Raw genomic sequence first — 21,881 nt, forward strand, 5'->3', positions numbered from 1 at the left:
AGCGCAGCGGAGCCCCGCAGTCGCGAACGAAAGGCGGGTCCGGTGAGCGCGAGGAGCGCAGCGCAGCGGAGCCCCGCAGTCGCGAACGAAAGGCGGGTCCGGTGAGCGCGAGGAGTGCAGCCGCCCGGGGCCGGCGCGAGCTGACGTACGCGATGCTGCTCTGCCTGGCCGGGGCGGGCCTGAGCCTGTGGGCGGTGACCCGGACCTGGTCGGTCGAGCTGGCCGCCCGGGGGTCGCTGCCGCCGGTGCGGCACGCCCGCGCGGGCGCGGACCTGCTGCCCTGGGTCTCCGCCCTCGCCCTGGTCGGGCTGGCCGGCGGCGGCGCGGTGCTGGCCACCCGGGGCCGGCTCCGGCGCCTGCTGGGCGGTCTGCTGACTCTGGTCGGGCTGGCCGTGGCGGCCGGCGGCGGGTACGGCCTGACCGCCGCTGTCGGCGGCGGGGTCGGCCGGCAGTGGCCGGCGCTCGTGCTGGTCGGCGGGCTGTTCGCGGCGGCCGGCGGGGTGTTCACCGCGCTGCGCGGCGACGGCTGGCCGGCGATGGGTGCCCGTTACGAGCGGTCGGCCCGGCCGGCGGACACCGGCCGGCCGGCGGTGGAACGGGGCACCCGGGACGCCTGGGAGGCGCTCGACCGGGGCGAGGACCCGACGGTCAGCTGACCGGCTGGCCGTCGTGCTCGTCGGGGCGTTCGGCGACCGCGACGCGGGCGGCGACCAGCTCGGCCACCAGCCGGTCCAGTTCGCGGCGCTGGGCGGCGCGCGCCCGGTCGGCGCAGACGGCCTCCCAGGCGTTGCCGCGCGCGGTCCGCATCCGGCGGTCGCCGATCACGGCGCGTTCCAGCGTGTGCACCACGCCGACGGCGAGCGAGGCGACCGTCCGGGAGATGGTGGTGAGCCCGATGTGGTTCGGCCCGTTGGCGCTCATGGTCACTCCGCACGAGATCGTTGACGCCGGCTGACGGGCGTCGCATCGAGTCTGCCCGAGCGGAATCCTGCCCGGCTCGCGTTTCGCCGCCATGACGTCCAGGTCAACTGTCCGGGAGCCGGGGCGACCTGGGCAGAGTCGTTCGTCCTTGAGTTTGGTCACAACGTCCGGGGGGTGGCCCTGCGTGACATCCCGTTCACGCAGGTCGGCCATCATGCCACAGCCCCTGTGGTGAGGAGCGCCATACCCCCGGCACTTGTCGCCACGTGGCGCCCCCTAGCATCGGCCCATGACACCCGGAGAGGGGAGTCCGTTGGTGACTGCTGAGCATGCGCGCGCGGAGGGGGACGAGGCCGGGTCGGCGGCGTCCGCAGGCGTACTCGACGAGATCCTGGCCGGCGTGCGCGAGGACGTGGCCCGGCGGCAGGAACAGGTGCCGCTGGAGCGGATCCGTGAGCTGGCCGCCGCCGCGCCGCCGCCGCTGGACGCGTACGCGGCCCTGCGCCGGCCGGGCGTGGCGGTGATCGCCGAGGTGAAGCGCTCGTCGCCGTCCAAGGGACGGCTGGCCGAGATCGCCGATCCGGCCGACCTGGCCAGCGAGTACGCGGCCGGGGGCGCCCGGGCGATCAGCGTGCTCACCGAGGGCCGCTGGTTCGGCGGGTCGCTGGACGACCTGGCCGCCGTGCGGGCCGCGGTCGGCATTCCGGTGCTGCGCAAGGACTTCGTCGTCTCCAGCTACCAGGTGCACGAGGCGCGGGCGCACGGCGTCGACCTGGTGCTGCTGATCGTCGCGGCCCTCGAGCAGAACGTGCTGGTCGGGCTGCTGGAGCGGATCGAGTCGCTCGGCATGACCGCGCTGGTCGAGGTGCACACCGAGGAGGAGGCCGACCGGGCCCTGGAGGCCGGCGCGCAGGTGATCGGCGTCAACGCCCGTGACCTGCGTACCCTGGAGGTCGACCGGTCGGTGTTCGAGCGGATCGCGCCCGGCCTGCCCAGCAGCGTCGTCAAGATCGCCGAGTCCGGGGTACGCGGTCCGCACGACCTCATCCGGTACGCCTCGGCGGGTGCCGACGCGGTGCTGGTCGGCGAGGGTCTGGTCACCCAGAAGAGCCCCCGCGAGGCGGTCTCCGAGCTGGTCAACGCCGGCAACCACCCGGCCACGCCCCGCCCGGTGCGCTGAGCCGCGCCGGGCCCGACACGCAGCGAGAGGACAGCGCCATGACCGCTGACGCCCCGGCCGCCCGGGTCCCCGACGCCGCCGGTCACTTCGGCCGGTTCGGTGGGCGCTTCGTCCCGGAGGCGCTGGTCGCGGCGCTCGACGAGCTGGACGCGGCGTACCGGAAGGCGATCACCGACGAGGCTTTCCTCGCCGAGTTCGACGCCCTGCTGCGGGACTACGCCGGCACCCCCTCGCTGCTCTACGAGGCCCGGCGGTTCTCCGCGAAGGCCGGCGCCCGGATCCTGCTCAAGCGGGAGGACCTCAACCACACCGGCGCGCACAAGGTCCGCAACGTGCTCGGCCAGGCCCTGCTCACCAAGCGGATGGGCAAGACCCGGGTGATCGCCGAGACCGGCGCCGGCCAGCACGGCGTGGCCACCGCCACCGCCGCCGCCCTGTTCGACCTCGAGTGCGTGGTCTACATGGGCGAGGTGGACACCCAGCGGCAGGCGCTCAACGTGGCCCGGATGCGGATGCTCGGCGCCACCGTCGTCCCGGTCACCAACGGCTCGCGGACGCTCAAGGACGCGATGAACGAGGCGATGCGGGACTGGGTCGCCAACGTCGACAGCACCCACTACCTGATCGGCACCGCCGCCGGCCCGCACCCCTTCCCGGAGATGGTCCGCGACTTCGTGCGCGGCATCGGCGAGGAGGCCCGCCAGCAGTGCCTCGACCTGACCGGCGCGCTGCCGGACGCGGTCGCCGCCTGCGTCGGCGGCGGCTCCAACGCGCTGGGCATCTTCCACGCTTTCGTGCCCGACGCCGGCGTCCGGCTCTACGGCTTCGAGGCCGGCGGCGAGGGCGTGGCGACCGGCCGGCACGCGGCCAGCATCACCGGCGGCTCCGCGGGTGTGCTGCACGGCACCCGCACGTACGTGCTGCAGGACGCAGACGGGCAGACGATCGAGTCGCACTCGATCTCGGCCGGGCTGGACTACCCGGGCGTCGGGCCGGAGCACGCGTGGCTGCACGACAGCGGCCGGGCGACGTACCTGCCGGTCGACGACGACGAGGCGATGGCCGCGTTCGAGCTCCTCTGCCGTACCGAGGGGATCATCCCGGCCATCGAGAGCTCGCACGCGCTCGCCGGGGCCTGCAAGATCGCCCCGCAGCTCGCCGCCGAGCTGGGCCGGGAGCCGGTCATCGTGGTCAACCTCTCCGGGCGGGGCGACAAGGACGTGCACACCGCCGGTGGCTACTTCGGCATCCTCGACAAGGAGTAGGCGTGAGCGAGCGGAGCGAGCGAACCATTCAGCTCAGCAGCGTGGCGGCTCGCGCCGCCGCGGAGCGAAGCGAGGCGGTGGCGTGAGCCGGATCGGCGTGGCGTTCGACAAGGCCCGGGCGGACGGCCGGGCCGTGCTGGTCGGCTGCATGCCGGCCGGGTTCCCGACCGTCGAGGGCAGCATCGACGCGATGAAGGCCATGGTCGAGGCCGGCGTGGACGTCATCGAGGTGGAGATCCCCTACTCCGACCCGGTGATGGACGGCCCGGTCATCCAGCGGGCCAGCGACATCGCCCTGGCCGGCGGCGTGCGTACCCGGGACACGCTGCGGGTCATCGAGGCGGTGGCGGCGACCGGCGCGTCGGTGGTCACCATGACCTACTGGAACCCGGTCGAGCAGTACGGCGTCGACGCCTTCGCCCGCGACCTGGCCGCGGCCGGTGGCACCGGCCTGGTCACTCCGGACCTCATCCCCGAGGAGGCCGGCGAGTGGCTGGCCGCCTCCGACGCGTACGGGCTGGACCGCACGTTCCTGGTCTCCCCGTCGTCCACGGACGCGCGGCTGAAGATGACGGCCGAGCACTGCCGAGGCTTCGTCTACGCGACCGCGATCATGGGGGTCACCGGCGCCCGGGCGCAGACCTCCGAGGCGGCGCCGGTCCTGGTCTCCCGGGCGCGTGCGGTCACCGACCTGCCGGTCGGCGTCGGGCTGGGCGTGGGCACCGGCGCGCAGGCCGGCACGGTCGCCGGATACGCCGACGCGGTCATCGTCGGCAGCGCGCTCGTCCGCTGCGTGCTCGACGCCCCGGACCAGGCCGCCGGCCTGGCCGCCCTGCGCGCGCTGAGTGCCGAGCTCGCCGAGGGCGTGCGTAACCCGGTCCGCTGACTGCGCCGGCCCCGGCTGGCCACCGGCTGTGCTGAGCGGCCGTCTGTCCTGAGCGGCCGTCTGTCCTGAGCGGCCGTCTGTCCTGAGCGGTACGCCGTGGGACGGCGACCGCCCTCGGGCCCTCGGGGCGGCGCGGGCCGAAGCGCTGGCGAAGCGCCTCGGCGCCGCCCGTGGCATCGCTGTTCATGCCCTTTGGAGCTGAGTCGTCCACGATCTCGGGGCCTGTCCGGTCCGACCTCACCCCGTAATCCGTGGGAACTCCCGGCCGGTGCGGGTGAAACAGCCCGGTCCCGGGCGAGTCGTCTGCGACATCAGCTCCAAAGGAGCTCCCGAGTCACCTCGCCCCCTGCCGACCAACCGCCGACCGGAGCCACCGCAGACCGGTCACAGCCGGTCTGGGCCACCGCCGGTCTGGGCCACCGCCGGTCAGGGTCCACGCCGGTCAGGGGCGCCGCTGGCCGGCCCCGAGCGGGCCGGCGGTCCGCTGCCCGGGCGGCGCGCCCCCGGCCCCGGTTGATTCCGATCCGCCGTTTTGGCCGGCCGGCACGGTCTCCGGTGGCGTTTCCCGCAACGCCCCTGACCGGCCGGCCAGGGCGTCGGCGAGGGCGGCGCGGGTGGTCGGGGTCAGCGCCTCGGGGAGCGCGTCCGGTGGGTGCCAGCTCAGCTGACAGCCGCCGACCGGGGGGCCGGCTGGCCCGTCGTCGCGGGCCTGGGCGCGGAACACGTGTACCAGCACGTCCGGCAGCGCCCCGCAGCGGCCGGCCGGTGGTGGGGCCCCGGCGTGGTCGCCGAGCCGGTAGAGACCCACCAGGTCGACCAGTTCGACCCGCCAACCGGTCTCCGCCCGGACCGCGCGTACCGCCGCCGGCAGCGGGCTCTCGTCGCGGCGCAGCCGCCCACCCGGCAACGCCCAGCGCCCGCCGCCGGAGCGTCGGCAGAGCAGCACCCGGCCGGCCTGGTCGGTGACGACCGCGGCGACCGCCCAGGTGAGTGCGCTCATGGACAAACACCCTACGACCGCGCAAACCAGAAGTCAGCCGACCCGCACGGCGGGCCGACCGGGGTGCCGGAAGCACGGTCCGCACGGGTAGCGTGTTCACCCGTGACCCTCGCCCCGATGACCCCACTGGCGGCCCTGCCCAGCCCCAGCACCGCCGTCTGGCAGCTCGGACCGTTTCCGCTCCGGGCGTACGCGCTCTGCATCATCGTCGGCATCGCGGTGGCCTGCGTGGTGACCGAGCACCGGCTGCGCCGGCGCGGCGTCGCCCCCGGCGCGGTGCTCGACATCGCCATCTGGGCGGTGCCGGCCGGCATCGTCGGCGCGCGGATCTACCACGTGATCACCTCGCCCGAGAAGTACTTCGGCGCCGGGGGGCACCTGCTCAAGGTGTTCGCCATCTGGGAGGGCGGGCTCGGCATCTGGGGCGCGGTCGCCGGCGGCGCGATCGGCGCCTGGATGGCCGCCCGGCAGCTCGGCATCCCGTTCGCGGTGGTGGCCGACGCGCTGGCGCCGGGCCTGCCGCTGGCCCAGGCGGTCGGCCGGCTCGGCAACTGGTTCAACAACGAGCTGTACGGCGGGCCCACCAGCCTGCCCTGGGGCCTCCGGGTGCACGTGATGGATCCGGAACGTCCCGGGCACGCGTTGCGCGACGCCGCCGGGCACCCGGTCCTCGAGCCGGGGCTCTATCACCCGACCTTCCTCTACGAGGCGCTCTGGAACGTCGGCGTCGCCGGCCTTGTTCTCGCCCTCGACCGGAAGCTGCGGTTCGGCCGGGGCCGGGCCTTCGCGCTCTACGTCATGGGCTACACCGTGGGCCGGTTCTGGATCGAGATGATGCGCACCGACGAGGCCAACCACATCCTGGGCCTGCGCCTCAACGTGTGGACCGCGGCCCTGGTCTTCCTCGGCGCGCTCGTCTACTTCGTGCGGGTCCGGGGGCCCCGCGAGTACCTGGTCCCGATCGGCGCCCCGGCCGCCCCGGTCCCGCCCGCCGGCGGCGACGTGTCGCAGGTCGACCTCGCCGCCGCGGAGGCCGGGCCGCGCCAGGTCGCGCCGGAGGGCTACCGGGTGGTCGACGAGGAGCAGTTCCGCACGTACCGGGAGACCGGCACGCTCCCCGACGAGGAGCCGGCGGCGGTCGACGAGGAGCCGGCGGCGCGGGACGAGGAGCCGGCGGCGGTCGAGGCCGGCACCGCCCCGGCGGACGCCGACGCCACGGCGTCCGCCCGCGACCGGGACAGCTGAGCGGGGGAGCGATGCGTACCGCGGTGGTGGTCGGCGCCGGCCTCGGCGGCCTGGCGGTGGCCGGTGCGCTGGCCCGCTCCGGGTGGCGGGTCACCCTCCTCGATCGGGCCGACCGGGTCCGCCCGGAGCCGACCGCCGTCGTGCTGTGGCCCAACGGGGTACGCGCGCTGCGCGCCCTCGGCCTCGGCGCCGGGCTGGACGCGATCGCCACCCCGCTCCCGGACGGTGGGGTACGCCGCCCCGACGGGCACTGGCTGGCGCAGCCGCGTCCCACCCCGGCGGAGCGGACGCCGGTGGTGGTGCACCGGGAGGACCTGCACGACGCGCTCATCGCCGGCCTGGGTGACCAGGTGGAGCTGCGGACCGGGGTGACCGTGCGGACCGTCCGGGCGGTCCCCGGGGAACGCCCGGCGGTCGGCGACGGCCGGCACACCCTGACCGCGGATCTCGTGGTCGCCGCCGACGGCACGGACAGCGAGATCCGCCGGCAGCTCGCCCCGGAGGCGACGGTGGTCAGCTCCGGCTGCGCCGCCTGGCGGGCGGTCATCCCCTGGTACCGGGCCCCGAAACTCCCCGACGACATGCCGGTGCACGGGGAGACGCTGGGTGCCGGCTACCGTTTCGTGGCCGCCTCGCTGGGCGAGCGGGGCAGCGCGGGCGCCTCCCGCCGCGGTGGCATCTACTGGGTGGCCACCGCCGCCGGCGCGCCCCGCCCGGAGCCGCCGGAGACGCAGCTCGCCCTGCTCAAGCGCTGGTACGCGGGCTGGCCCGCGCCGATCGCCGAGCTGCTCGACGCCACCGAGGCGGCCGACCTGGTGCAGCAGGAGATCCGCGAGCTGCGGCCGCTGCCCCGGGCGTACGGCTTCCCGGCGGGGCCGGGCGGGGTGGTGCTGCTCGGTGACGCCGCGCACGCCATGCCCCCGCACCTCGGGCAGGGCGCCTGCCTCGCCTTCGAGGACGCCGCCACGCTCTCCGCGCTGCTGCGCGAGTCCCGGCTGCCCGACGCGGTGGCCGCGTACGACCGGCTGCGCCGGCCCCGGGCGGCGACCATGGTGCGACAGACCCGGCGGATGTCGGCGGTCCTGCGGGCCCGGGGCCGGCTGGCGCTGCGCGCCCGCGACGCCGCGCTCGGCACGATCAGCCCCCGGCTGCGCAACACGGCCGCCTCCGCCGCCGTCTCCTGGCACCCGCCGGCCTGAGGGCGGGCCCGCCCGGTCAGTTGATGAGGGCGGCGGGCTCGGCGATGCAGGCGGTGCCGACCCGGCGGAAGCCGACCCGCAGGTAGACCCGGGCGATCTCCTCGCTGCCGGCGGAGAGAAAGACCAGGTCGGTGCCGGCGGCGCGCAGCTCGCGGGCGAGGGCGGCGGTGAGCGCCCCGCCGAGCCCGCGCCGGCGGGCCACCGGGAGGGTGGCCACCCCGGCGATCTCCGCCACGTCGCCGACCCGCATCGCCATCCCGCTGGCCAGCGCCCCCTGCTCCAGGGTCTCGGCGAGGGCGGAGATGCGCCGCCCGTCGGCGATCCGGACGGCCTCCTCCTCCAGGGCGGCCACGTCCAGCCGGGAGACCGCGGCGTCACGCTCGGCCGGCCCGGCCGCGCCCCGCGTGGTGCCGCCGTTCGAGAAGCCCACCGCCGCGACGGCCCGCCGGACCGCCACGTCCGCCGCGAAGCCCGGGTCGGCCGGGTCGAGGACCCGCACCGGTACGTCGCTGAGCGCCGCCGGCTCGGGCAGGCGGGCCGGGTCCAGCACCATCAGCGGTGCCTCCAGCACGGACAGCCCCGCCGAGCGGGCCACCGCCAGCAGGTCGGGGGTGACCTCGTGCACCCACTCGAACGCCTCCGGCAGGCCGAGCTCGCGCTGTCGGGCCCGCACCGCGTTGACGTCGGCCAGCGCGGGCGGCGTGGTGGCGCCGAGCCGGGGCCGGGCGTAGAACGGCCAACCGGCGCCGTCCCGGACGAAGAGCACCAGCGGGCCGTACTCCTCGACACGGGCGCCGTCCCGGGGCACCGCGTCGTAGAAGCGTTCCAACCGGTCGAGTACGTCGGCGCGTACGACATCCACCCGGCGAGACTACACGTCCCAGAGTTTGGAAGGTGTGATCAATCTGCACTGGCCTTGCGCCACTCGCCCTAACGTAGACTCAATTAGCCAGCAAGGGCCGACGTCGTCCCGAGACAAGATCCGACCGGAGTGACGACAGGAGGCCCGGTGGCCTTTCCGTACTCTCTCAGCCCGCTGACCCCTCAGGCGACGGGGCTCTACGATCCCGCCCGGGAGCACGACGCGTGCGGGGTGGCCTTCGTGGCCGACCTGCACGGCCGCCGCTCGCACGAGGTCGTCGCCAACGGCCTCGCGGCGCTCTGCCGGCTGGACCACCGGGGTGCCCGGGGCGCGGAGCACAACACCGGTGACGGCGCCGGCATCATGATCCAGGTCCCGGACGCGTTCCTGCGCGCGGTCGCCGGCGTCCCGCTGCCGCCCGCCGGCCACTACGCCACCGGCCTGGTGTTCCTGCCCGACGACGACGCGGCCGAGGCCCGGGCCCGCCAGGTGGTGGAGAAGTACGCCCTGGTCGAGGGGGCGGAGATCCTCGGCTGGCGGAACGTCCCGACCGACCCGAGCGGCCTCGGCGAGACCGCCCTGGCGGCGATGCCAAGGGTCCGGCAGCTGTTCCTCGCCGCGCGGCGGCTCACCGCCTCGCCCGCCGGCCCGGCCGGCTCCCCGCTCACCGGGCTCGACCTGGACCGGGTGGCGTTCTGCGTGCGCAAGCAGGCCGAGCGGGAGACCGCCGAGCGCGGGGTGCCGGCGTACTTCCCGTCGCTGTCGGCGCGGACCATGGTCTGGAAGGGGATGCTCACCCCGGAGCAGCTGCCCGCGTTCTACCCGGAGCTGACCGACGAGCGGATGGTCAGCGCCATCGCCCTGGTCCACTCGCGGTTCTCCACCAACACCTTCCCCTCCTGGCCGCTGGCCCACCCGTACCGGTTCATCGCCCACAACGGCGAGATCAACACCATTCGCGGCAACCGGAACTGGATGCAGGCCCGGGAGGCGCTGCTACGCACCCCGAACCTGCCCGGCAACCTCCGCCGGGTCTTCCCGGTCTGCACGCCCGGCGCCTCCGACTCGGCCAACTTCGACGAGGTCCTCGAGCTGCTGCACCTGGCCGGGCGGAGCCTGCCGCACGCGGTGCTCATGATGATCCCCGAGGCGTGGGAGAACGACCCGGAGATGCGCGCCGACAAGCGTGCCTTCTACCGCTTCCACGCCAGCCTGATGGAGCCGTGGGACGGCCCCGCCTCGGTCGCCTTCACCGACGGGGAGATCGTCGGCGCGGTGCTGGACCGCAACGGCCTGCGTCCCGGCCGCTGGTGGCGCACCACCGACGGGCTGGTCGTGCTGGGCAGCGAGGCGGGCGTGCTCGACCTCGACCCGGCCTCGGTGGTCGCCAAGGGCCGGCTCCAGCCGGGGAAGATGTTCCTGGTCGACACCGTCGCCGGCCGGATCGTGCACGACGACGAGATCAAGGCCGAGCTGGCCGCCGCCCGGCCGTACGACGAGTGGCTGCACGCCGGCCTGATCGAGCTGGGCGAGCTGCCGCCGCGCGAGCACATCGTCTACACCCACGACTCGGTGCGGCGCCGGCAGCAGACCTTCGGCTACACCGAGGAGGAGCTGAAGATCCTGCTCGCCCCGATGGCCCGCAGCGGCGCGGAGCCGATCGGTTCGATGGGCACGGACACCCCGATCGCCCCGCTGTCCACCCGGCCGAGGCTGCTCTACGACTACTTCCACCAGCTCTTCGCCCAGGTCACCAACCCGCCGCTGGACGCCATCCGGGAGGAGCTGGTGACCAGCCTGGCGTCCACCATCGGCCCGGAGGGCAACCTGCTCGACCCGGGTCCGGCGAGCTGCCGGCAGATCGTCCTGCCCTATCCGGTGATCGACAACGACGAGCTGGCCAAGATCCTCTCCATCGACGAGGACGGCGACCTGCCCGGCTTCAAGGCCGTCCGGGTCTCCGGGCTGTACCGGATCCGCGAGGGCGCGAAGGGCATCAAGGCCCGGCTGACCGAGATCTGCCGGCACGTCTCCGAGGCGATCGAGGACGGCGTCCGGATCCTGGTGCTCTCCGACCGGGACTCCAACGCCGACCTGGCCCCGATCCCGTCGCTGCTGCTCACCGCGGCCGTGCACCAGCACCTGGTACGCGAGCAGACGCGTACCCAGGTGGCGCTGATCGTCGAGTCGGGCGACTGCCGCGAGGTGCACCACGCGGCCGTGCTGATCGGGTACGGCGCGGCGGCGGTCAACCCGTACCTGGCCTTCGAGTCGGTGGAGGACATGATCTCCACGGGGGCGCTGGCCGGGGTCGACCCGGAGAAGGCGGTCCGCAACTACGTCAAGGCGCTCGGCAAGGGCGTCCTGAAGATCATGTCCAAGATGGGCATCTCGACGGTCTCGTCGTACTGCGGCGCCCAGGTCTTCGAGGCGGTCGGCCTGGACAGCCGGCTGGTCGAGCGCTACTTCCGCGGCACCCCGAGCACGATCGGCGGGATCGGCCTGGCCGAGATCCACGCCGAGGTGGCCGCCCGACACGCGCTGGCCTGGCCCGCGCCGGGCGCGCAGCCCTCCGACCGGCTGGAGGTCGGCGGCGAGTACCAGTGGCGCCGCGAGGGCGAGCTGCACCTGTTCAACCCGGAGACGGTCTTCCTGCTCCAGCACGCCACCCGCAGCCGCCAGTACGACGTCTTCCGCCGGTACACCGCCGAGGTCGACGAGCTGGCCGCCCGGGCCGGCTCGCTGCGCGGCCTGTTCACCCTGCGCACCGGCGTACGCCCGCCGGTGCCGATCGACGAGGTGGAGCCGGCCAGCGAGATCGTCAAGCGGTTCGCCACCGGCGCCATGTCGTACGGGTCGATCTCGGCGGAGGCGCACGAGACCCTGGCCATCGCGATGAACCGCCTCGGCGGCAAGTCCAACACCGGCGAGGGCGGCGAGGACGTCGACCGGCTGCACGACCCCGAGCGCCGCTCGGCGGTCAAGCAGATCGCCAGCGGCCGGTTCGGGGTGACCAGCGAATACCTCGTGAACGCCGACGACCTGCAGATCAAGATGGCGCAGGGCGCCAAGCCCGGCGAGGGCGGCCAGCTGCCGGGCAACAAGGTCTGGCCGTGGATCGCCCGGACGCGGCACGCCACCCCGGGCGTCGGCCTGATCTCCCCGCCGCCGCACCACGACATCTACTCCATCGAGGACCTCGCCCAGCTGGTGCACGACCTGAAGTGCGTCAACCCGGCCGCCCGGGTGCACGTCAAGCTGGTCAGCGAGGTCGGGGTGGGCACGGTCGCGGCGGGCGTCGCCAAGCTCAAGGCCGACGTCATCCTGATCTCCGGCCACGACGGTGGCACCGGCGCGTCCCCGCTCAACTCGCTCAAGCACGCCGGTACCCCGTGGGAGCTGGGCCTGGCCGAGGCGCAGCAGACCCTGCTGCTCAACAAGCTCCGCGACCGGGTCACCGTGCAGGTCGACGGCCAGCTCAAGACCGGCCGGGACGTGCTGATCGCGGCGCTGCTCGGCGCGGAGGAGTTCGGCTTCGCCACCGCCCCGCTGATCGTCTCCGGCTGCGTGATGATGCGGGTCTGCCACCTGGACACCTGCCCGGTCGGCATCGCCACCCAGAACCCGGTGCTGCGCGAACGCTTCACCGGCCGGCCGGAGTTCGTGGAGAACTTCTTCCTCTTCCTCGCCGAGGAGGTCCGCGGCTACCTGGCCGAACTGGGCCTCCGCAGCATCGACGAGGCGATCGGGCACACCGAGCTGCTCGACGTCACCGGCGCCGTCGCGCACTGGAAGGGGCGCGGGCTCGACCTCAGCCGCGTCCTGCACCTGCCCGAGCTGCCGGCGGGCGCGGCGCGGCGCGGTGTCCGGGCCCAGGACCACGGCCTGGCGCTGGCCCTGGACAACCAGCTCATCGCCCTGGCCGAGCCGGCGTTCCGGGACGGCACGCCGGTCCGGGTCGAGGTGCCGGTGCGCAACGAGCACCGCAGCGTCGGCGCGATGCTCGGCGGCGAGGTGACCCGCCGCTTCGGCGGCGCCGGCCTGCCCGCCGACACCATCGAGTTCCTGCTGCGCGGCACCGCCGGCCAGTCCTTCGGCGCGTTCCTGCCACCCGGGGTCACCCTGCGCCTGCACGGGGACGCCAACGACTACGCCGGCAAGGGCCTCTCCGGCGGGCGGATCATCGTGCGCCCGCCCGCCACCGCGCCGTTCGTGGCGGAGGCGGCCGGGCCGGGGGAGCGGGCCGAGGATCAGATCATCGCCGGCAACACCCTGCTGTACGGGGCCACCGGCGGGGAGATGTTCCTGCGTGGCCGGGTCGGCGAGCGGTTCGCGGTGCGCAACTCCGGTGCGGTGGCCGTCGTCGAGGGGGTCGGCGACCACGGCTGCGAGTACATGACCGGTGGCACGGTGGTGGTGCTCGGGGGATGCGGGCGCAACTTCGCCGCCGGCATGTCCGGGGGCACCGCGTATGTCTGGCAGCTCGACCGGCGGCTGGTCAACACCGAGCTGGTCGACCTGTCGCCGCTGCGCGACGAGGAGCGGGACCGGCTGCACGACCTCGTCCAGCGGCACTTCGCCGAGACCGACTCGGCGGTCGCCGAGGAGCTGCTCAAGCGCTGGCCGGAGGCGGTGGAGGAGTTCACCGCCGTGGTGCCCCGGGACTACCGCCGGGTGCTGGAGATCATGCGGGCCGCCGAAGCCGCCGGCCGCGACGTCGACGAGGCGGTGATGAGCGCCCTGGCGGCGCCAGCCGCCTCAGCATCACAGTCGGCGCCTTCCGATTCGTCCGTACCGGCTTCCGCCGATTCGTCCGTGCCGGTGCCGCCCGCCCCGCGGGCGGTCGCCCAGGAGGTGGCTCGTGCCTGACCCGAACGGTTTCCTGCGCTACGACCGGCGGCTGCCCGCCCGCCGTCCGGTCCCGGTGCGGATCATGGACTGGCGGGAGGTGTACCCGCCGGCCGGCGAGGAGCTGATCCGCGAGCAGTCCAGCCGCTGCATGGACTGTGGCATCCCGTTCTGCCACGACGGGTGCCCACTGGGCAACCGCATCCCGGACTGGAACGACCTGGTCCGCACCGGTGACTGGGACGCCGCGGTCGAGTCGCTGCACGCCACCAACAACTTCCCCGAGTTCACCGGCCGGCTCTGCCCGGCGCCCTGCGAGGCGGCCTGCGTGCTCGGCCTCGGCGGGCAGCAGCCGGTGACCATCAAGCAGGTCGAGGTGGAGATCGCCGACGCGGCGGTGGCCCGGGGCGGGCTGCGCCCCCGCCCGGCGGCGACCCCGACCGGGAAGTCCGTCGCCGTGGTCGGCTCCGGCCCCGCCGGGCTCGCCGCCGCGCAGCAGCTCGCCCGCGCCGGGCACGCCGTCAGCGTGTACGAGCGGGACGACGCGCTCGGCGGCCTGCTCCGCTACGGCATCCCCGACTTCAAGCTGGAGAAGCACCACGTCGACCGGCGGCTGGCCCAGCTCACCGCCGAGGGCGTGGTCTTCCGGGCCGGGGTGAACGTGGGCGTCGACGTGACCGCCGAGCAGCTGCGCGCCGAGCACGACGCGGTGCTGCTGGCCTGCGGCGCGTTGCAGGGCCGGGACACCCCGGAGACGTCGGGCCGGGCGCTGCGCGGCGTACACCAGGCGATGGACCACCTGGTGGCCGCGAACCGCGCGGTCGCCGCGGCGGGCGAGGGGCGGCCGGCGCGGGCCACCCTGCCCGACGGCACGCCGATCGACGCGGCCGGCAGGCACGTGGTGATCATCGGTGGTGGCGACACCGCCGCGGACTGCCTCGGCGTGGCGCACCGGCAGGGTGCGGCCGGCGTGCACCAGCTCGACCTCTACCCGGAGCCGCCGGCCGGCCGGGACGCCACCCGCGACCCGTGGCCCACCTGGCCGTGGATCCTGCGCAACTACCCGGCCCACGAGGAGGGCGGCGAGCGGGTCTTCGCGGTGGCCGTGCAGGAGTTCGTCGACGACGGCACCGGCCAGGTGCGGGCGGTCCGGATCGCCGAGGTGAGCGTGGCCAAGCGGGACGGCCGGCGGATCGTCACCGCGCTGCCCGGCACCGAGCGGGAACTGCCGGCCGACCTGGTGCTGCTGGCCATCGGCTTCGAGGGCACCGAGGAGCAGCCGCTGCTGACCCAGTTCGGGGTGACCCGCAACGCCCGGGGCTCGGTCGACGCCCGCCCCGACTGGCGGACCGACGCAGACGGGGTGTTCGTCGCCGGGGACATGCACCGGGGGGCCTCGCTGATCGTCTGGGCGATCGCCGAGGGGCGGGCCGCCGCGGCGGCCGTCCACGCGTACCTCGGTGGGGTGGGCAGCCTGCCCGCGCCGGTGGACCCGGCCCGGCAGCCGCTCGCCGCGCGCTGATCGGTCGCGGTCACCGACCCGGTCCGGGCCGAGCCGGCCCGGACCGGGGATTCCGGAAATGCCCATCCGGTTCCCGGCGGGCCCCGCCCCGGACTCCGGGCGCAGCCCGTGAAACGCCTCACGAACAGCGGCAATGAGGTTTAGCCGGGGTCAGACTTGGCGACTGGCCGGACCCGCGAGGTCCGGCTTTCGTCGTGTCACCCACTGGACGGGGAAATCCTCATGGCCCTCGGCGCCACGTTCGCCGCGCTGCGCCACCGCAACTACCGGATCTGGGCCGCCGCCGGGTTCGTGTCGGTCATCGGGACCTGGATGCAGGTCCTCGGCGTCAACTGGTACGTGCTGGCGGAGACGAGATCCGCCACCTCGATGGGCCTCACCGTCCTGCTCCAGGCGCTGCCCAGCCTGGTGCTCAGCGTCTGGGGCGGCGCGCTGGCCGACCGGCTGCCCGCCAAGCCACTGCTGATCGCCGCCCAGGCCGCCCACGCGCTGCTCGCCGCCGGGCTGGCCCTGGTCGCCCTCACCGGTGCCGGCGGCCTGCCGGCGATCTACGCGATCTCCCTGGCCACCGGCGCGGTGTCGGCGATCGAGGGCCCGGTGATGGGCCGCTGGTGCTCGACCCTGGTGGACCGGGAGAGCCTCGGCAACGCCCTCGCCCTCGGCTCGCTCACCAACTCCGCCGGACGCATCCTCGGCATGAGCGTCGGCGCCGTCGTGGTCGCCGTCGTCGGCCCCGCGCTGCTCTTCGCGATCAACGCCGCCAGCTTCGTCGCGGTCGTGGCGGCCCTCTTCGCCGTACGCGAGGGGGAGCGGCACACCAGCGCGGAAGCGGTCGATCCGGCGCCGGCGGACCGCAGCATTCGGGCCGGCTTCCGTTACCTGCTACGCCAGCCGGTGGTGCTGGTGGCCCTGGCCCTGTCGTTCGTGCTCGGCAGTCTGGGGCGCAACTACCAGGTCACCATGGCGGCGATGAGCGACGGGCCGCTGCGCGGCGGGGCGTCCGGGTACGGCTTCCTCTCCACCGTCTTCGCGGTCGGCACCGTGCTCGGCGCGCTGGTCGCGGCCCGCCGCCGGGAGCTCGGCTACCGCGTGCTGCTGGTGGCCGGCCTGCTGGCCAGCGTCCTGCAGATCGTCGCCGGACTGGCCCCCGGCACGCTGAGCTTCGCCGCGGTGATCCTGCCCGTGGCGGCGGCGGCCGTGATCATCGACACCACGGTCGGTACCCGCGCCCAGCTCGACACCGACTACGCCATGCGGGGCCGGGTGCTGTCCGCCCTGGCCGTCACCGGCTCGGTCTCCGCGGCCGTCGGCGCGCCCCTGCTCGGCTGGCTCGCCGAGCACGCCGGGCCGAGGCACACCCTGGTGCTGGCCGGCGTGCTCACCACCGTGGCCACGGTCGCGGCCGGGGTGGCCCTGGACCGGCTCCGGGAGCGGCGGCTGCGTCGCCGGCTCACCCTGGTGCTGGCCGCACCCGCCGTGCGCCGCCCGGCACGCCGGTTCGCGGCCACCGCCGCCCGCGTGGTCCGCCCGTCCGGGCCGCGAGTGCGCGGCCCGCGCGTCGCACCGGTCGCGGCGCCGGTCCCGGGCGGCGTTGCCCGACGCGGCCGGCTCCGCCCGCGCCGGGTGGCCGGGCGGGAGCGGCTCGCCCACCGGTCGCCGGTTCCGCCGTCGCCGCCCGGCTTGGCTGGGCCCGGACCCGCTACGGACCTGGTGGCGTAGCCCGCGGTTCGACGGCCCGGCTGAACGCCGACGGCCGGCGGCACCCGCAGGGGAGCCGCCGGCCGTCGGACCCGGATCAGGAGCGGGCTGCCGAAAGGTCGGCGTTGCTCGGCCGGCCCCACGGACCGGTGATCGCGAACACGTAGCCGGGGGACTGGATGCAGGCGAAGAGGATCTGCCCGTCCGCGCTGAACGTCGGCCCGGTGAACTCGCTCTCGTTCAGCTCGTTGCGGGCCAGCGGGTACGCCTTGCCCTGCTCGGTCACCCCGACCAGGTGCGACACGCCTTCGCCGTCCTCGGCCAGGATCACCCCGCCGTACGGCGACACGGTGATGTTGTCCGGCCCGTCGAAGTTGCCCTTGTCGGTGTCCGGGTCCTGGTTCACCCCGAAGATGGTCTTCAGCGTGACGGTCTCGGTCCGCGGGTCGTAGAACCAGACCTGGCCGTCGTGCTCGTTGGTGCTGCCGTCGGAGTGCCGGGCGAAGCTGGCCACGAAGTACGCGCCGCCGTCGGCCCACCAGGCGCCCTCCAGCTTGCGGCTGCGGGTCACCTGCTCGTCGGTGAACTGCTTGCGCACCGAGACGGTCTTCGCGTCCCGGTCCGGCACGTCCACCCACTCCACCTTGTAGCGGGTGCCCGGCGTGGTGGCCTCGGAGAGGTCGGCGACGTGCTGGCTGCCCAGGTAGCACGTCATCGCCTGGAGGCTGCCCACGGTGTCCCCGTCGGGGCGCTGGGCGAGCGCGCGCAGCGCGCCCTTGCCGCCCCGGAAGCCGGCCGGCGGCGTCCACCGGAAGTAGAGGCCGTTCGGCCCGCCGGCGTCCTCGGTCAGGTAGATCGCGTGGGTGTACGGGTCCACCGCCACCGCCTCGTGCGCGTACCGGCCGAGGAACTTCAGCGGCACCGGGTCCTGGTTGGCGGACGGGTCGTGCGGGTCGACCTCGAAGGTGTACCCGTGGTCGTAGAGGTACTTCCCGCCCCTGCGCTGCTCGGTCTCCTCGCAGCTCAGCCAGGTGCCCCACGGGGTGATGCCGCCGGCGCAGTTGTTGTGCGTGCCGGCCAGGCTGACGTACTCGCGCAGCCGCCGGCCCTGGGCGTCCACCTCGATGGTGGTGGTGCCGCCACGGGCACCCGGGTCGTAGGTGAGGCCCGCCAGCGCGGGCACCGGGAAGGGCTCGCTGCCGCCGATCTCGTGGTTGTTGACCAGCACCGAGCCCTCACGGCCGAGGAAGCAGCCGGTGCCGTCGGCGTCGCTCGGGGTCGCCTGCCCGGACTCGAGCAGGGTCACGCCGGCCTGCGCCACGATGGTGTACGAGAAGCCGGGCGGCAGGGCCAGCAGACCGGCCGGGTCCGGAACGAGTTCGCCGTAGCCGACCGCCGGGCGCGCGGCGGACCGCGCCGCCTTCGGTCCCGCGATCGCTTCCAGGTTGCCGGCCACCACGATGCCGAGGGCACCGGCGGCACTGCCGCGCAGCACGGAGCGGCGGGAGATGGGGGAGGAGCTCACGTCGTCGCCTTTCCTGTTCACGATGGTTCCGCCCACAGGGAAACGGCGGCGGGGGAACGGCGCCGACGCGGCCGGGATCCGCGAGGTGAACAGTAGACAAACCCTGAACGAGCGTCACGTACTGTGCCGGGCCGTCGCGCGTCCGTTAGGGTTCCCTCGATCGACAACCGGGCGGCGGAGGGGCGGACGGTGGGCAGGCTCGCGACGGCGTACGGGCAGGCGGTCGCACTGCACCGGCAGGCCCTGCGGCGGTGGGAGGCCGCCCGACGTGCGCTGGCCGCCGCCGGGCCGGTGGCCCCCGGCAGCCCCGAGCTGGTCGCCCGGCTGGCCCGGCTCGGTGCCGCGCTGGCCGCCCCCGCGCCCGGCGCGGCCCGACCCGCCGCCACACCCGTCCCGGTACGCCTCGGCGAGGCGACCACCCTGGACGGTGGCTTCCCGGTGCTGGTGCCGCTGTCCGGTGGCACCCATCTCGCGGTGGACGCGGACGCCCGCGACCCCCGGGTGGGCGAGCTGCTGCGAAACCTGGTGGTGCGGCTGCTCGCCGCCGCGCCGGCCGGCACGGTCCGGGTCGCCGGCCTCGACCCGGCCGCGTTCGGCGCCGCGTTCCTGCCGCTGCGCCCGCTGCTCGACGCCGGGGTGCTCGCCCCGGCCGCCACCACCGCCGCCGAGATCACCGCGCTGCTCGACGAGGCGGAACGGCACGCCCGGGACGCCCAGCGGACCGCCCGGGGCGACGAGGAGCTGCTGCTGCTCGTCGCCGCGTCCGCCCCGCCGCCCCGGGAGCTGGCCCGGCTGGCCGCGCTCACCCACGCCGGCCCCGGCGCGGCGGTCTGCGTCCTGCTGGCCGGCTACCGGGCCGCCGGCCCGGGCGATCCGCCGCCACCGCTCGGCGCCACCACCCAGCTCCGGCTGAACGACCGGTACGCGCTGGTCGGCGACCCGCCCGGGCAGCCGTTCAGCGCCGACGGCACCGGTCTGGCCGCCCCGGTCGTGCTCGACGGCGACCCGTCGCACGCCACCGTCACCGGGCTGGCCGGGCGGCTCGGCCCGGCCACCCGCCGGGCGGCGGCGGTCACCTTCACCGACCTGCTCCCGGCCCGCCGCTGGGCCGAGTCATCCGGGGACGGGCTGCGCACCGTGCTGGGCCGGGCCGGGCGACAACTCCAGCTCGGCGCGTCTGACGCCGCGCCACGACCTGGAGCTGTCGGCCGAGAGCCGGTCACCGTCGCCTTCGACGATGCCACCCCGCACTGGCTGGTCGGGGGGCGGACCGGCGCCGGCAAGACGGTGTTTCTGCTCGACGTGCTCTACGGCCTGGCCGCCCGCTACTCCCCGGCCGAGCTCCAGCTCCATCTGCTCGACTTCAAGGAGGGGGTCAGCTTCACCGAGTTCGTCCCGACCGAGCGCGATCCGTCCTGGCTGCCGCACGCCCGCGCGGTCGGCATCGAGTCCGACCGCGAGTACGGCGTCGCCGTGCTGCGCGAGCTGCGCGCCGAGGCGGCCCGCCGGGCCGCCCTGCTGAAGAAGCACGGCGTCACCAAGCTCGCCGACCTGCCACCGAACGCCCGGCCGCCCCGGATCGTCACCGTGGTCGACGAGTTCCACGTGCTCTTCGCCGGCAACGACGCGCTCGCCCGGCAGGCCGTCGACCTGCTGGAGGAGCTGGCCCGCAAGGGCCGCTCGTACGGCCTGCACCTGGTGCTGGCCAGCCAGAGCACCAGCGGCATCGAGGCTCTCTACGGCCGGGCCGAGACCATCTTCGGCCAGTTCCCGCTGCGGGTGGCGCTGCCCGGCGGGGGTGGCGTGCTCGACCCGGTCAACGACGCCGCGAAGGCGCTCCCGGTGGGCACGGCCGTGGTCAACGCCGCCGGCGGCGCCGCCGGCGCGAACACCGAGGTCCGCTTCCCGGACGCGCACGCCGCCCGCGCCGACCTGGCGGCGCTGCGGCAGGAGCTGTTCCAGGCCCGGCCGGCAGGCTCGCCGCCCCCCACCGTGTTCCGCGGGTACGAGACGCCGCGGCTGGTCGACGATCCCGCCTGGGCCGGGCTGCGGCCCGGCGGTGACCCACCGGTCGCCCTGCTCGGCCGGACGGTCGACGTGGCCGGCAGCAGCGCCGCCGTCCGCCTCGATCCCGTTCCCGGCCGGCACCTGGCGGTGGTCGGCACCGCCGCCGCCGGGGCGGACGTGCTCCGGTCGGCCACCCTCAGCCTGGCCCGGCAGCACGCCCCCGGCACGGCCCGCTTCCTGCTCGCACCCCTGGCACCCGGTACCACCGACATCGCCGACGACCTGGCGATGACCTTGGCCGCCGCCGGTCACCCGGTACGCCGGCTCGACAGCCCGGCCCTCTGCGCCCAGCTCGCCGAGCTGGGCGCGGACCCCGCGCCGCGTGACGGCCGGACCTACCTCGTGGTGTTCGGAGTGGACGCCGCCTCGGGCGCGCTCGCCGCCGCCGATCCGGCCACCTTCCGTACCGGGCACGACGACCTGCGGGCGGTGCTGCGCCAGGGGCCGGCGCACGGGATGCACCTGCTCGGCTGGTGGCGGGGCCTGCGCCGGCTCGGCGAGGACCTCGGCGGTACGCAGAACCGCGACGACGTGGCCTGCCTGGTCGCGCTGAACGTGCCGGGCACCGACCTCGGCCTGCACCTCGGCGTGCCCGACCTTCACTACACCCCGCGCGACGGGCGGGCCCTGCTGGTGGACCGGCACGACCAGCGGACCATCCTGATCGTGCCCTTCGTCGGCGACGGAGACGACCGGTGACCGGATTCGAGGAGTACGCGGCCCTGGTGCGGGAGCTCACCGCCCGGCAGCGCGGCGGGGAACGGGCGGTCGCCGCCGAGGCGGACCGCCGCCGCGCGCTGCAGACCGCCGTGGAGCAGCTCGGGCAGCGGCTCGCCACCCAGGGCCAGCACCTCGACCAGCTGGGCCGGGCCGTCGGCGGCCCCGCTCCGGCAGTGGTTCCGCAGGGTGCCCCGACCGTGCCGGCCCTGGCCACGCCGGGCGCGGCACCGGCACCCGAAACCGGGGCGGGGGCGACCGGCGGCGCAGCCGCCGCGCCGGGGCGGCCGGGGGTCGGGGCGTATCCGGAAGGCCTGCCCGCACCCCGCGTGGCGGAGGTGGATCCGGCGGCGGAGCTGGCCGCGGCCCAGCAGCTCGCCGACGAGGCGGACCGACACGGGCAGCAGGCCGAGGTGCTCGGGCACCGGCCCCCGCTGCTGCCCACCTGGTCACCCGCGGCCCGGGCCGCCGCGGTCTACGCGGCCTGCGCGCTGGCCGGCTCGTTGCTCATGCTGGTCGCGCTGATCGGCTCGCCGATCCCGGCCAGCGGGCTCGACCTGCTGGCCGCCGCCTCCTGCGCGGGCGTCCCGCTGCTGTCGTTCCTCGCCGGGCACCTGGTACTCGGCCGGTGGGGCCGGCCGCCGATCAGCACCGGCCCCCCGCCGTCGCGGTACCTCCCGCTCGGGTTCGTGATCTGCGCGCTGTTCTCCCCGTCGCTCTTCTGCCTCTACCTCCTGGCGTTCCGCCTCCTGCGGTGACCCAACCGGTGTGCCGGGTCCGTCAACCTGTAGATCTTGGAAGGATGTGGCCCCCATGAGGGCCACATCCTTCCAAGATCTTCCAGCGGGTTCCGTGATCTCGTGGTCGCGGAGTGTGTGGTGATCTCGTAGGCTCCTGTGTGGCCGGTGCCGGTGGGGTGGCGCGGGCCGAGCGAGGTGGGCGACTT

At 75.2% G+C, this 21,881-nt stretch carries 15 protein-coding genes; 11 read left to right on the forward strand and 4 right to left on the reverse strand.

Annotation, left to right across the window (positions count from 1 at the left end; translation table 11 throughout):
- The first annotated feature begins 152 nt into the window (after positions 1–152).
- Positions 153–656 carry a Trp biosynthesis-associated membrane protein gene (locus ABZ570_RS04640; RefSeq protein WP_358056855.1) on the forward strand — a complete coding sequence of 168 codons (504 nt, stop codon included), beginning with the start codon at positions 153–155 and terminating at the stop codon, positions 654–656.
- Here ABZ570_RS04640 and ABZ570_RS04645 read toward each other — a convergent pair.
- Complete coding sequence (locus ABZ570_RS04645; protein ID WP_358056775.1) at positions 649–921, reverse strand: hypothetical protein; 273 nt, start codon at positions 919–921, stop codon at positions 649–651. The genes ABZ570_RS04640 and ABZ570_RS04645 overlap by 8 nt on opposite strands.
- A gap of 316 nt (positions 922–1,237) precedes the next feature.
- Between ABZ570_RS04645 and trpC the strand changes: the two genes are divergently transcribed.
- The 3 genes from trpC to trpA all read left to right on the forward strand — a co-directional run bounded on the left by trpC (position 1,238) and on the right by trpA (position 4,252).
- Positions 1,238–2,101, forward strand: a complete 864-nt coding sequence (gene trpC / locus ABZ570_RS04650) for an indole-3-glycerol phosphate synthase TrpC (RefSeq protein ID WP_358056777.1) — start codon at positions 1,238–1,240, stop codon at positions 2,099–2,101.
- A gap of 38 nt (positions 2,102–2,139) precedes the next feature.
- Positions 2,140–3,366 carry a tryptophan synthase subunit beta gene (gene trpB / locus ABZ570_RS04655; protein WP_358056779.1) on the forward strand — a complete coding sequence of 409 codons (1,227 nt, stop codon included), beginning with the start codon at positions 2,140–2,142 and terminating at the stop codon, positions 3,364–3,366.
- An 82-nt stretch (positions 3,367–3,448) separates the two neighbouring features.
- Positions 3,449–4,252, forward strand: coding sequence for a tryptophan synthase subunit alpha (gene trpA / locus ABZ570_RS04660; RefSeq protein ID WP_358056781.1), 804 nt, complete (start codon positions 3,449–3,451; stop codon positions 4,250–4,252).
- A 442-nt stretch (positions 4,253–4,694) separates the two neighbouring features.
- Here trpA and ABZ570_RS04665 read toward each other — a convergent pair whose 3' ends face one another.
- Positions 4,695–5,252 carry an NUDIX domain-containing protein gene (locus tag ABZ570_RS04665; protein WP_358056783.1) on the reverse strand — a complete coding sequence of 186 codons (558 nt, stop codon included), beginning with the start codon at positions 5,250–5,252 and terminating at the stop codon, positions 4,695–4,697.
- Between the two features lie 102 nt (positions 5,253–5,354).
- On the opposite strand from ABZ570_RS04665, the gene lgt reads away from it, so the two are divergent.
- Complete coding sequence (lgt, locus tag ABZ570_RS04670; RefSeq protein ID WP_358056785.1) at positions 5,355–6,497, forward strand: prolipoprotein diacylglyceryl transferase; 1,143 nt, start codon at positions 5,355–5,357, stop codon at positions 6,495–6,497.
- A gap of 11 nt (positions 6,498–6,508) precedes the next feature.
- The gene (locus ABZ570_RS04675) at positions 6,509–7,696 is read left to right on the forward strand and encodes an NAD(P)/FAD-dependent oxidoreductase (RefSeq protein ID WP_358056787.1); all 1,188 of its coding nucleotides are present in this window, start codon (positions 6,509–6,511) and stop codon (positions 7,694–7,696) included.
- Between the two features lie 16 nt (positions 7,697–7,712).
- On the opposite strand, the gene ABZ570_RS04680 is transcribed toward ABZ570_RS04675, so the two are convergent.
- A complete protein-coding gene (locus tag ABZ570_RS04680) occupies positions 7,713–8,558 on the reverse strand; it encodes a GNAT family N-acetyltransferase (RefSeq protein WP_358056789.1) in 846 nt (281 codons plus the stop codon).
- 147 nt (positions 8,559–8,705) lie between these two features.
- Here ABZ570_RS04680 and gltB point away from each other — a divergent pair, with 147 nt between their 5' ends.
- The 3 genes from gltB to ABZ570_RS04695 all read left to right on the forward strand — a co-directional run bounded on the left by gltB (position 8,706) and on the right by ABZ570_RS04695 (position 16,647).
- The gene (gltB, locus tag ABZ570_RS04685; RefSeq protein WP_358056791.1) at positions 8,706–13,427 is read left to right on the forward strand and encodes a glutamate synthase large subunit; all 4,722 of its coding nucleotides are present in this window, start codon (positions 8,706–8,708) and stop codon (positions 13,425–13,427) included.
- The gene (locus ABZ570_RS04690; protein WP_358056793.1) at positions 13,420–14,928 is read left to right on the forward strand and encodes a glutamate synthase subunit beta; all 1,509 of its coding nucleotides are present in this window, start codon (positions 13,420–13,422) and stop codon (positions 14,926–14,928) included. Before gltB ends, ABZ570_RS04690 begins: the two co-directional genes overlap by 8 nt.
- Positions 14,929–15,150: 222 nt before the next feature.
- Positions 15,151–16,647 carry an MFS transporter gene (locus ABZ570_RS04695; RefSeq protein WP_358056795.1) on the forward strand — a complete coding sequence of 499 codons (1,497 nt, stop codon included), beginning with the start codon at positions 15,151–15,153 and terminating at the stop codon, positions 16,645–16,647.
- Positions 16,648–16,723: 76 nt separating this feature from the next.
- Here ABZ570_RS04695 and ABZ570_RS04700 read toward each other — a convergent pair whose 3' ends face one another.
- A complete protein-coding gene (locus tag ABZ570_RS04700) occupies positions 16,724–18,151 on the reverse strand; it encodes an alkaline phosphatase PhoX (protein WP_358056797.1) in 1,428 nt (475 codons plus the stop codon).
- Between the two features lie 189 nt (positions 18,152–18,340).
- Between ABZ570_RS04700 and ABZ570_RS04705 the strand changes: the two genes are divergently transcribed.
- Both ABZ570_RS04705 and ABZ570_RS04710 read left to right on the forward strand, forming a co-directional pair.
- Positions 18,341–20,917, forward strand: a complete 2,577-nt coding sequence (locus ABZ570_RS04705; protein ID WP_358056799.1) for an FtsK/SpoIIIE domain-containing protein — start codon at positions 18,341–18,343, stop codon at positions 20,915–20,917.
- Complete coding sequence (locus ABZ570_RS04710; RefSeq protein WP_358056801.1) at positions 20,914–21,693, forward strand: hypothetical protein; 780 nt, start codon at positions 20,914–20,916, stop codon at positions 21,691–21,693. Before ABZ570_RS04705 ends, ABZ570_RS04710 begins: the two co-directional genes overlap by 4 nt.
- Positions 21,694–21,881: the final 188 nt, after the last annotated feature.

The sequence above is a fragment of the Micromonospora sp. NPDC007271 genome (assembly GCF_040634005.1).
Lineage (GTDB): Bacteria > Actinomycetota > Actinomycetes > Mycobacteriales > Micromonosporaceae > Micromonospora.